Source organism: Sneathiella sp. D3-11 (assembly GCF_055809395.1).
Map to the genome: position 1 here is coordinate 3099523 of NZ_CM147911.1, position 11690 is coordinate 3111212.

An 11690-nucleotide genomic window follows, 5' to 3' on the forward strand; every position below is an offset into this window, starting at 1 on the left:
GCATGAGTTTCAAATCCCTCATTTCCTGGGGAGTCGCGCTGGTCGGCGTCGTTCTCGCTTTACAGGCAATTTATGTGGCCATTTCAGGTAGTTGGGATATTACCTATGGTCGATCATGGATCCTTTGTGGCGCAGTTGTCATAGCATTGCTGGGTAATCCACTTGCAGAGAGGGCTTCATATAGCAAAGGGGTGACGGGCCGGCTTCCGGCATGGCTGCTTTGGGGGGTCGATTTAGCCCTTGTTGCCGTTTTTATTTACGGCACATTGAAATTCATAGACATACAAATCCTCATTGAGGAAACCATATTTGAATATGAATCAATAGATATATGGGCGGCATTCGCGGCTGTTCTTGTGCTACTGGAGGCAACGCGACGTCTATTCGGCTTGCCAATTGTCATTATCGCATCGCTTGGGATCATCTATTGCCTTTACGGCCAGTATCTACCGGGTTTCCTTAATCATTCTGGTTTCAGTCTCAATCGGTCCATGCAAACGATCTGGTACAGCTTCCAGGGTGTTTTTGGCTTGCCGATGGGTGTTGTCCTACAGGTGGTGCTGATCTTCGTGGTCTTCGGAGTTATTCTGGAAAGCACCGGCGCGAGTGATGCCCTTATCCGGGCCTCCGTTGCCTTGACCGGAAAAACAAGGGGAGGACCTGCGCATTCCGCTGTCGTTGCCAGTGCCGTGTTCGGAAGCATGTCCGGCAGCGTGACGGCCAATGTGGTAGGGACCGGATCTTTCACCATACCAATGATCAAACGCCGGGGGTTTTCCGCGCCAATGGCTGGTGGTGTTGAGGCGGCCGCTTCGACCGGTGGCCAGATAGTTCCGCCCGTTATGGGCGCGGCCGCGTTCCTGATGGCCGACCTGACGGGTGAGGCCTATACGACGATCTGTATTGCGGCCCTTATTCCTGCGCTGTTTTATTATGGTTCGTTGTTTGCCTCTATTTCCATTCAGGCCGGAGCCGATGGCATCGAGCCGCTGCCAGAATCTGAGCGCCCTCCATTGAACAGCAAAGATCTGATTGCGTGCCTGATGTTTGTCATTCCCATAGCCATCATTGTCTTTGTGCTGGTAATGGGGCGGTCACCGGCTCTTGCGGGGTTCTGGGCGATTGTAGCCGCCGTCATCATGGGCGCGTTTAACAGGAAAAACCGGGAAAATCCCTCGGTTATCTGGACAGCATTGGTGAAAGCGGGAAGATCTTGCGCTTGGATTATTGTCGCTGTCGGTTGTATCGGTGTCATAATTGGCGTTCTGAACCTCACAGGCCTAGGTATTTCTTTCGCCTCAGTGGTCGCGGAGTTTAGTGAGTTTTCATTGCTCGCGGCCTTGATCACGACAGCGCTTGCGGCGCTAGTTCTGGGTATGGGCATGCCGACATTGCCGGCTTATCTGATTATTATTCTGGTCCTTGGGCCGGTTATGCAAAGAATGGGTGCCGAACTGCTGGCGACGCATATGTTCGTGTTCTACTTCGGTGTTCTGTCCGCGATAACGCCGCCAGTCGCCATTGGTGCGTTCGCCGCTGCGCCCATCGCAAATGCTCATCCATTTACAACGGCGGTCTATGCGGTCCGGCTTGCTCTTGTTGGATTTATTATTCCGTTTATCTTCATTTATGAACCGTCATTATTGCTGGTTGGCACATTCGACTTGATGAGTTTCGTACGGGTTGCTGTCTGTCTGTCCCTTGCCATCTGGCTTATAAATACCGCTATGATTGGATACGAACGGCAAGATCTTGGACCGGCTGAGCGAATATTGCGAGGGCTTTCGGGTGCCGGATTGCTTATCCAAATACCAACCTTGCAGATTGCCTTTCTGGTAATCGGATTGTCGTTGATTACCTTCGGGACCGTCCGGTCTCGTCGTAAATTGCAGAACTAGAAGGTGTTTCCGTTAAACTAAAAAAGAAAAGGGAGAGAGTAATGAAAAGAAGAAACTTGCTTAAATCAATGGGGGTGGCCACCCTCGGGTTAGTGGCGACACTATCAATGTCGCACACCGCCAGCGCAGCAGAATCGTTTAAAATGGCGTCACTTGGTGCCGCTAATTCAACAACGACATTCTCTATTGCGGCGATTGAAATCCTGAAAAAAGCCTATGGCTATAAAATCCAACTCCAAACTGGTGCTCCGGCGACACGTCAGGCAGTTGATGCCGCCAAGAAAGATCTGGATCTATTCGTGACCGCTGTTTCAATTAACCATTTCATGAAAACCGGCACCAGAATGTATGCCAAAATGAAGGACTCGAAAGAGCTTTTCAGCGATCTTCGCGGACTTTTGAATTACCCGATCGGGCCGTATCATGCGGTTGTATGGGCTGATTCCGGCATTAAATCTTTCGCAGATTTGAAGGGAAAACGTGTCTTTACCGGCCCTCCTTCAGGTGCCGCGCGGACGGTCTCGCAGCAGATCATTAAAGGCTCAACCGGTTATGAGCCCAAAAAAGACTATGAAGCGATCAATCTTGACTTTAACTCAGCCTTGCAGGCTTTCCAGGATAGGCAAGTTGACGCGTATTTCGTTCCGACCTCTGTCCCAAGCCCACAAATGGCTCAGCTCTCGTCCATCGGTGAAATACGGATTCTCGGCATTCCTGATTCAGCACTTGAATCTGATGAGATGAAGGCTGCGTCAAGCTTGCCGGGTCGTGAATTCATTATGCTGCCGAAAGGTTTGTACGAAAACCTGGTCAATGAAACGGACGTACGTGTTCTGAACTCAATCGTTGGCCTTGGTACGAACAAATGGATGAGCGAAGAAGACGCTTATAACATTACCAAGGGGATTTTAACGCATACTGCGGACCTTGCGCAGGCTGCAGCCTGGATGAAAGTCATTACCCCGGAGACGGCCTTGAGCCAGATGAATATGCCACTGCATATCGGTGCGTATAAATACTACAAGGAAATTGGTATCGATGTTCCGGAAGAAATCATTCCGCCGGAAGCAAAGTAAGGTTTCTCCCAAGGGTTGTGCCGTTTCGCATCTGGATGCAGCGGCGCAACCCATGCTTTTCTAATGATGCTCGGCGGCTATAAGAAAGATAAAGAATGCGCGCGCTTATCTGTTCAAAGTATGATGGACCGTCTTCACTTTATGTGGCGGAAGTTGACAGGCCTGAACCTGCTGTAGGCGAAGTATTAATTCAGACGATTGCCGCCGGGATTAGCTTTGTCGATGTGCTGATGAGCAGAAACAAGCATCAGAACAAGCATGAACCACCCTTTTCCACTGGTATGGAAGTTGTCGGCACGATTGTAGCACTGGGACCCGATGTATCGGATTTTGATGTTGGGGATCGAGTGGCCGCACTGGTGTATGAAGGCGGCCATGCTGAATTCGTTTGCGCCAAGGCTTTCGAAGTATTTTCCTTGCCGGAAAATTGCGATCCTGTCCAGACTGCCGCTGTTCTTTCCGTTGCCCTCACGTCAGAAATGGCGTTGGTCGAAAAGGGACAGATACAGCCGGGCGAAACCGTGCTGATAAGTGGGGTTGCCGGTGGGGTAGGCCTTACTGGCGTGCAGCTTGCAAAATTCCACGGCGCAAAAGTGATCGCCGCCGTCAGCGATGTTGCAAAGGCTGACGCTGCGAAGGCAGCAGGTGCCGATGCGGCGCTCATTTACGGATCGGATTTACGTGATCGTGTGAAAGAGGCAAATTCAGGACGGGATGTCGATATTGTCCTTGATCCGGTCGGTGGCGACTTTGCGGATATTGCGGCCCATTGTCTAGACTGGGATGGCCGGTATCTGATTATTGGTTTTGCGGGAGGAGGCATACCAAACTTTGCCGCTAACCGTCTTCTGGTTAAGAACCGTTCCGCTCATGGCATGGTGCTAGGCTATTACCGTTGGCACAAGCCCGCGCGATTGGCTATCGCCGCAAAGACGGTATTTGAGGCCATTCAAATGGGCGCTCTCAAGGTGCCAACCCAACCGCTTGAGGATCTTGCAGAGGTGCCCAGAGCGCTTTCTCAAATTGAAAATCGCGAAATGATCGGCAAGGCGGTCGTAAAACTGTCGTAGCGTTTGCGAGTGTCAGGCTGTCGATTGTAGCGGCTTTGCCTGTGGCTCTGTCGGCTCTCCTTCAAAATCAACACCTTCATAGTCAGTGGCCGCAACCGTTTGCAGCCGCGCCATGTATTTTGGGGAGCCGCCGTTATAGACAAGATGACGGACATGCCCGGCCTCATGACCGACAACATTCGAATTATAACCGGTGAACCAGGATTTGGCTTTCCGCATCAGCATAATCTTGTACATTTCCACGACTTCGGCGGTCCATTCTTCTTCCGCCGCCTTGCTTGCTTCGGCGCGGGTATACCCGTGATCCTGCATATACTCCAGTAAATCCATAAGCCAATTGACGCCGGATTCGATTCCGCGAGGATAATTGGTCGAGGCTGAACCGCTTTGCGGGCCGTTTGGCATCAACAGGTTCGGGAAGCCATGTATCATCATCCCAAGAAACGTTGCAGGGGCCTCAAACCATTTATCCTTTAGCTTGGCACCGCCAACCCCTTCGATATCGATATGATCGAACGCACCGGTCATCGCATCAAACCCGGTCGAGTAAATGATGACATCAAGATTATAGTCACGAGCCGTCGTGCGGAGTCCGGTTTCGGTCACCCTTTGAAGCGGCTCTTTCTGAATATCCGTCAAATGGACATTGTCCCGATTGTAAGCCTCGAAATAGTTGGTTTCGAGAGGGACCCGCTGTATGCCGAAGCCATGATCTTTCGGTATCAATGTTTCTGCCGTCACAGGGTCTTTCACCCGTTGGCGGATGCGATCCGCAATATAATCAGAAAATTCCGCATTGGCTTTCTCATCCATGAAAATTTCACGGAAATTAGAGAGCCATATCCCGAAACCAGGCTCATCATAGAGCTTGTCCCAAAGCGCCAACCGTTCTTCGCGGGATACTTCATAGAAGGAGCGACGGTCCGGCCGGTGCACGAAGCCACCCGGAGACTCACTGCAGGCTTCGAATATTTCGTCATAGCGGGTACGGATGTCGGCCATTTCCGCTTCTGAGAGTTCACTGTTATTTAGCGGTGCGCTCCAATTGGGACGGCGCTGGAAGACATAGAGTTCCTCTGCCTGTTCCGCGATAACCGGAATGATCTGGATCGCCGTGGCTCCGGTGCCGATAATACCGACTTTCTTGCCGGTCAGGTCAATGCCCTCATGCGGCCAGTAATAGGTATGAAACGACGTGCCTTTGAAGTCATCCATGCCCTCCAGTTTGGGGAGAGTTGGCTGGGAAAGTAGGCCGATGGCCATAATCACGAACCGACAGGAGAGGGTGCGACCGTCACTTACCTTTAGCTGCCAGATTGAATTTTGCTCATCGAATTTGGCCGCCTTAACCTTGCAGTTAAACTGCATATGGTTTCGCAAGTTGAATTTGTCTGCGACAAAATTGAGATAGCGCAGATTCTCCGGTTGGCTCGAAAAGCGTTCTTTCCAGTGCCATTCTTCCAGAACTTCTTTTGAGAAAGAATAGCCATAGGTATAGCTTTCTGAATCAAATCGTGCGCCGGGGTAACGGTTATTATACCAGGTCCCACCGAGGTTATCGCTGCCCTCAAGCACGGTTGCGTTGATGCCCATATCAATGAGGCGCTTGATCTGGTATATGCCGGCAACACCCGCACCGATAACAATTACTTCATAATCCGTGGTGAGTTGCTGGACCATGTTTTGCTCCTGGTCTTGTTTATTATTCTCTAGCCGGATCGCAATCAAACGATAAGCGGTTTCTTATATTAAAGATCAATAACTCTCTGGTCGCAAGTAACTTTCTTCAATCACTTGTTTCCTGCGGGGTTAATTGACAGCAACAGATAGAGGCGGTAATCAATTGAGAAAGTGCTGTTTAGAGCATGACCGCCGAGAAAAGGATTATAGAATGAAGGCGCAAGACAACCCTGTTTCCCTGGAAGCGAAAGAATTTCTACAATCTGCGGATTTTGTAGATAGTAACTCACGCGAGGTACAGGAATTTGTCGCCAGAGCCTTTGACGGACTTGCGGACGCTGCCTCCGATTCGGAAAAAACCATATGCCTGTTCAATGCGGTGCGCGATGGTTTGCGATACGATCCGTATCAGATATCTTTGAACCCTGACGCTTATCGCGCAAGTGTAATCGCAAAAGGAAGTTCAGCGTACTGCGTGCCAAAAGCCATCCTGTTGACGGCCTGTCTGCGGGCGGCGGGTATTCCCGCGGCGCTTGGCTTTGCGGATGTGCGTAATCATCTCAATACACCGAAGCTCAGTGAATTGATGGGGACGGATCTCTTCATTTATCACGGTTATGTGCAGGTCTGGCTGGAAGGGAAGAGCTACAAGATTACCCCGGCCTTTAATATGGAGCTTTGTGAGCGCTTCGGTGTGAAACCGCTTGAGTTTGACGGGACGTCGGATGCGCTTTTCCACGAGTTTAATGAGCAGGATGAGCGACATATGGAGTATGAGAATGATCGAGGTGTGTTTCTCGATGTTCCGATTGAGCAGTTCCTTAGTGATTTTCGCGCAGCCTATCCAAATATGGTCTCCCATATAGAGGCTGGAGAAGTTCAAAATACAAAAGATGCTTTTACGGAAGATGTTCAAAAGTAAGAAATCCGGTGTTTTAGCAGCTTTGCATCGCCTGAAACATTGCTGTACGTGATTGTTTCCTACAATAGTTTCATATTGATTTAATTCGTTTTTTCTGCATTAGTTTATCTTTATTCTCCATTGCACTTGGCATTATGGCGACGTAACGTTGCCGATCTCGCTGAGAGACAACCTAGTGATTTCATATATTGAGGAACTAACCATCCATGAACCTACAGCCGGGCAGGGCAAGCAGAGGCAAGCGCAGGCACCGGAAGTCAAACGGTACGCGTGACGCAATTCTTGCGACAGCCGCACGGCAATTTTGTGAAAAAGGCTATGCCCGTACAACGCTTAAGGATATAGCCGCCGCCGCCGGTATGGAGGCAGGCAGCCTCTATTATCACTTTGCATCGAAGGAAGATCTGCTCGATGACGTTTTTGACCTCGGTTGCCGTCAGGTTATTGATGTTGTTTCTTCGGCATATGATGAGCATGAGGCGCGCGGCGCGGAATTCCGAGAGATATTTTCCGCGATGGTTTATGCTCATCTGGAACAGGTCTTGGGTGGCAGCGAGTTTACAGCGGCGATTATGCGAAATTATTCCATGCTGTCTCCCGAAGCACAGGTAAGGCACCGCCGTGTGTTCGAGATTTACGGAGATATTTGGACAGCGGCGTTCTCCAATGCCCAAAAAAAACGTGAAATCAGATCGGATGTGAATGTCTTGACCCTCCAGCAATTAATTGTTGGGGCACTCAACTGGACAACTGAATGGTTTGATAGCGATCGATTCTCGGTTCAGGAATTTTCTGAAATGACGGTTGCTCTTCTTCTCGATGGTATCCTAGATCATTCTCATAAGTGGAATGGGCGCGAGGTAGAAGGCATAATGGTTGAGCCAATGTCGCCAAAAGTCGCGGGACGGTCCAAGGCGGCGCAGACCCGACTTCACATTCTGCTTTCCACTACGCGGGCATTGCGAAAGAAGGGGTACGACGGCGTTACGCTTCGACATATTGCCGAAGTGGCAGGGATTGAAGCGGGCAGTATTTATTACCATTTTTCCTCGAAGGAGGAGATTATCGACGATGTGTTGTCCCGGGGACTGAACGAGATTGTTGAGGGCGTTACTTATATTCTTGAGAATGAAAATAGCTATTCTGATAACGCCAGCCGTCTCGCGTCTGCCATTCGCGCACATATGCTTTATCTATTCATACGCAATGATTTCGTCGCGATGAATATACGTATTTATGGGCAATTACCCGAGGATGTGAGGGAAAAGCATCGGCCAATAAGGCAACAATATACTAACAGTTGGAGTCGTGCATTGGTGCGGGCACAGGAAAACGGGGAAGTCCGACGTGATCTCGATGTTCTTCAGATGCGGCAGCTAATGTTAGGGGCGCTGAATTGGAGTGCCAATTGGTTTCGCCCGAATTGGGACAAGGAAGAAGTGTCGAAATCACTGGACGACTTGATTGCGAAGGTTTTGACCGTTTTCCTCGACGGGGTCGCCTTGCGCGACCAGAAGAAAGATTTATCCAGCAGTTGAGAAACATTCTCACTGCGCTTTAAAAAAATTTAGACTTCATACATTCTTGGATGGCAGTATTTCCAAACGCTCGCAGGCGGCAAGTTGCGAAAAATCATGGCAGTTCTTTCGCCTTTGACGCCGAACCTGTTTGTCAGGGAAGGAGATATAGGGGCTTTGGCCGAATAGGTATATTGTACCAGGGCTCCCTGCGGATCGAGTATTGAAAAAACCTGGTCCAGAATTGTAATTTTATCGGCCTCTCTCATATTAAGGAGTGGCAGACTGGAAATAACAATGTCAAAGCAGGATCCAGATTTCGGCTGGACCACGTCGGCAATTGAACGGGCATCTCCATTGATCACGCGGACACCGGGGAACTTTTCTGTAAGATAGATCGTCAGCTTGGTGTCACGCTCCAGCAGGCAAAGCTGGTCAGGTGTGGCACCTTCGGCCAGCAGCGCTTTGGTAATGGCGCCGGTGCCTGGGCCGATTTCAAGTATTCGCTTACCTGAAGGAGCGGCCGCGATGGCCATGGCCCGGGCCAGCGATTGGCCGCTCGGTACGACTGCACCTATCTGTCGAGGGTTACGTAAAAGGGCCAAGACAAAGGGTTGGTACACTTAACCGGGCCCTCCATACGACCGGATTGTGATCAGAAATTATACGCCGATGGATGGCGAGAATGATAATTAAACCATAAACTGCGAGTTGTTGAAAGTCCTTGATGCAGTTGCAGGACCTTGCGGAATCAGAAAATGTCATGAAATTAAACTTCAGAGACCGACGAAGCATGAGAAAATAGCGGTGAATACAAAAGGAGAATAAAGATGAATTTAGGCAGCTTTACCTGATAACAACTCCAACCGAAATTTTACGAGTATTAAACGAGAACGACGGAAAAAATGGTTCAGATAGAAAAACTGACGGGATTGATGGGCGCCGAAATTACGGGTTTCGACATTACCAACGGGGTCACAGCGGATATGGCAGATTTTCTGCGTCAGGCGCTAGCGGATTATCAGATGATTGCCCTTCGGGACCTGCACCCTACGATTAAGCAGCAGAAGGAACTTACCGAGGTTTTCGGCCCGATTATGAAACTGCCCTATGTTGAACCAATGGCCGAGGATGATGAGGTTATCGCGGTACTGAAAGAGGCGGATGAATGCAATAAGGGCGTTTTTGGCGGAGACTGGCATTCCGATTTCAGCTTTCTCGAGAATCCGCCTGCCGGCTCCATCCTGTCCGCGATCGAGGTTCCGCAAGTCGGCGGTGATACGGTCTGGGCGAGCCAGGTGTCCGCATATACTTCCCTTCCTGAAACTCTGAAGTCGGTCGTTGACGGGCGCAAAGCTGTCCATATTGGCGCGCCCTATGGCGTGACACATCAACCACCTGAAGAAGAGCAGGCAGGAGCCTCCGTTCGCATGAGTCGCGGGGATCCGGCGGCTGACCGGGAAATTTTGCATCCGGCGGTTATCAGGGAACCGCTTAGCGGTCGGCAAGCGCTTTTTCTGAATCCCATCTACACAACCCGGTTTGAAGATATGACCGAAGAAGAGAGCGCGCCGATCCTAGCCAACATTTATAAGCATTGCACCCGTCCGGATTTTTCCTGTCGGTTTCGCTGGCGGGCCGGGGATGTAGCGATTTGGGATAACCGCACCTGCCTGCATTACGCCACCAATGATTATGATGGCACCCGCAGGCTGTTGTATCGTACGACGTTCAGCGCTGATCCACCTGCCGCCTAAGAGGCGTTCAGGCGGCCGTACCGTTCCGGAGAAGTTTACCGGGGAGCGCTGCAGCTTCAGGGATTGAGACCTGGTTTTCCTCCAATAGTATCTGTCCGTTGACGATAACAGTTTTGATACCAGATGCCGGGGAAATAAGCCGATCGGCCCCGGTCGGTAAATCATGGACACGCTCCAGTCCGCCGGCTGCAATTGTTGTGGGATCAAAGATCACAACATCGGCCAAGGCTCCTTCTGCGATCTTGCCGCGATCCGTGATGCCAAACAGTTCAGCCGGTTTCTGAGTTAGCATATGAATTGCCTTCTCCAGCTTAAGCGTATTTTTTCGCGTACCCAATGCCCCAGAAGATGCGTTGAGTAGCAGGCATCGCAGAGTTGGCTCGCATGGGCACCCGCATCGGAAAGCCCGAGTATGAGGTTGTCATCCTGCAGGAGCTCAGCGACTTCTTCCTCATCATAATTGACGATAGGGAAGCGGAAGCGGGCGACAAAATCCGTTTCAAGTGAGAGATCAAGCACGAAATCAATCGGGTCTTTTCCCTGGCTTTCGGCAATTTCCCGAAGCGGCTTTTCTTCCCATTCTGGATTGCCAGGTGCCATGGAGATAACGCAGCGATCTATCCAGCCGGCTACAGCATTCCGGGCCCCGGTTGCCGTATCGTCCCTGAACTGGTCGCGAAACTCAGGGTCGCGATAGATTGCTTTCCGGCCTTTGCGGTCTGCTTCCATGATCTGTTTGAAGAGGGGGCGCATCTCGAAGGGGAAAGGCTCGTTGAATTCAAAATCGAAATTGATCGGGCGACAGGCGACCTGAGGATGAATTTTCACGCCGTCTTCCCGAAGTTTGCGTGTTGTTTCCTGATGGCGGCGATGGGAGCCGGGGCCGGACATGCCGGAGAGAAGCGCCGTCCAGTGTCACCGGGATATCATGCTTCTGAGAGAGCAAGGCAAGCTGGTCATGAAACAAAGTCGGACCAACAGTTGCCTGAACTATTTTTGCTCCGCCAAGACGTGCAGCCGCAACCAATTGGTCCATCTCAATCATATCGGCGAGGCGGCTTGGCACCGGCTTGCCGCCATAGCCATGATGCGTCGTCGCTTGTGATGTGGAAAACCCGATTGCGCCAGCTTCCATCGCCTCGCGGACGATATCTGCCATGCTGGCGACCTCCTCGTCATTGGCGGTCCGCTCCACCGCTTCAGGTCCCATGACATAGGTTCGTATCGGAGTATGTCCGGCAAAAACTGCTAAATTAATGGCTGTCCCGCGTGCCTCAATCGCGTCCATATATTCAGCGAAACTCTCGAACGGCCAGTCACTCCCGAGCCCTTCCGCAAGGGCGTCAAAGGACATCCCCTCAACTTTTTCTAAGGTCCGCATGATACTGGTGCGGTGCTCGGGCCGGGTAGGCGCAACGCCAAAGCCGCAATTGCCGATGACGGCGGTTGTCACGCCATGCCAGGGCGAAATGGAGAGCATCCGGTCCCAGATTACTTGTGCGTCGTAATGGGTGTGGATATCCACGAAACCGGGGGAGATAACCATGCTGGTTGCATCAATTTCTCGTGCGGCGTCCTCCTCAACCTCGCCGACAGAGACGATCTTGCCGTCTTTGATGCCGACATCTCCGATATAGCCGGGCGCTCCCGTCCCGTCGATGATGGTTCCGTTTGTGATTTTAAGGTCGAGTGACATAGTTTTTCTCCCTCTTGCGGCGGGGCGTCTTGCGCGCCCGTTACCGCTTTGTTGCGATGTGCGTCGCCGTGTCG

Annotated in this window: 11 protein-coding genes; 6 read left to right on the forward strand and 5 right to left on the reverse strand. The window is 51.2% G+C overall.

Annotation, left to right across the window (positions count from 1 at the left end):
- Positions 1-2: 2 nt before the first annotated feature.
- The 3 genes from AC0L73_RS15640 to AC0L73_RS15650 all read left to right on the forward strand — a co-directional run bounded on the left by AC0L73_RS15640 (position 3) and on the right by AC0L73_RS15650 (position 4044).
- Positions 3-1898, forward strand: coding sequence for a TRAP transporter permease (locus AC0L73_RS15640; protein ID WP_227951173.1), 1896 nt, complete (start codon positions 3-5; stop codon positions 1896-1898).
- Between the two features lie 41 nt (positions 1899-1939).
- Positions 1940-2974: a TAXI family TRAP transporter solute-binding subunit gene (locus tag AC0L73_RS15645; protein WP_227951175.1), complete on the forward strand. Its 1035-nt coding sequence runs from the start codon at positions 1940-1942 to the stop codon at positions 2972-2974.
- Between the two features lie 95 nt (positions 2975-3069).
- Complete coding sequence (locus tag AC0L73_RS15650; RefSeq protein ID WP_473654179.1) at positions 3070-4044, forward strand: NADPH:quinone oxidoreductase family protein; 975 nt, start codon at positions 3070-3072, stop codon at positions 4042-4044.
- A 12-nt stretch (positions 4045-4056) separates the two neighbouring features.
- Here the strand turns inward: AC0L73_RS15650 and AC0L73_RS15655 are convergent, their stop codons facing one another.
- Entirely contained in the window at positions 4057-5724 is a 1668-nt protein-coding gene (locus AC0L73_RS15655) for a flavin-containing monooxygenase (RefSeq protein WP_473654180.1), read from the reverse strand.
- Positions 5725-5935: 211 nt separating this feature from the next.
- On the opposite strand from AC0L73_RS15655, the gene AC0L73_RS15660 reads away from it, so the two are divergent.
- Positions 5936-6646 carry a transglutaminase-like domain-containing protein gene (locus AC0L73_RS15660; protein WP_473654181.1) on the forward strand — a complete coding sequence of 237 codons (711 nt, stop codon included), beginning with the start codon at positions 5936-5938 and terminating at the stop codon, positions 6644-6646.
- 206 nt (positions 6647-6852) lie between these two features.
- Entirely contained in the window at positions 6853-8184 is a 1332-nt protein-coding gene (locus AC0L73_RS15665; protein ID WP_473654182.1) for a TetR/AcrR family transcriptional regulator, read from the forward strand.
- 29 nt (positions 8185-8213) lie between these two features.
- On the opposite strand, the gene AC0L73_RS15670 is transcribed toward AC0L73_RS15665, so the two are convergent.
- A complete protein-coding gene (locus AC0L73_RS15670; protein ID WP_473654183.1) occupies positions 8214-8786 on the reverse strand; it encodes a class I SAM-dependent methyltransferase in 573 nt (190 codons plus the stop codon).
- A gap of 282 nt (positions 8787-9068) precedes the next feature.
- Between AC0L73_RS15670 and AC0L73_RS15675 the strand changes: the two genes are divergently transcribed.
- The gene (locus AC0L73_RS15675; RefSeq protein WP_473654184.1) at positions 9069-9920 is read left to right on the forward strand and encodes a TauD/TfdA dioxygenase family protein; all 852 of its coding nucleotides are present in this window, start codon (positions 9069-9071) and stop codon (positions 9918-9920) included.
- Between the two features lie 7 nt (positions 9921-9927).
- On the opposite strand, the gene AC0L73_RS15680 is transcribed toward AC0L73_RS15675, so the two are convergent.
- Genes AC0L73_RS15680 through AC0L73_RS15690 form a run of 3 tightly spaced genes read right to left on the reverse strand, consistent with a single transcriptional unit; the run spans position 9928 to position 11616 of the window.
- Positions 9928-10257 carry an amidohydrolase family protein gene (locus AC0L73_RS15680; protein ID WP_473654185.1) on the reverse strand — a complete coding sequence of 110 codons (330 nt, stop codon included), beginning with the start codon at positions 10255-10257 and terminating at the stop codon, positions 9928-9930.
- Positions 10206-10748 carry a hypothetical protein gene (locus tag AC0L73_RS15685; RefSeq protein WP_473654186.1) on the reverse strand — a complete coding sequence of 181 codons (543 nt, stop codon included), beginning with the start codon at positions 10746-10748 and terminating at the stop codon, positions 10206-10208. The genes AC0L73_RS15680 and AC0L73_RS15685 overlap by 52 nt, the downstream gene beginning before the upstream one ends.
- Positions 10699-11616, reverse strand: a complete 918-nt coding sequence (locus AC0L73_RS15690; RefSeq protein WP_473654187.1) for an amidohydrolase family protein — start codon at positions 11614-11616, stop codon at positions 10699-10701. Before AC0L73_RS15690 ends, AC0L73_RS15685 begins: the two co-directional genes overlap by 50 nt.
- Between the last annotated feature and the right edge of the window lie 74 nt (positions 11617-11690).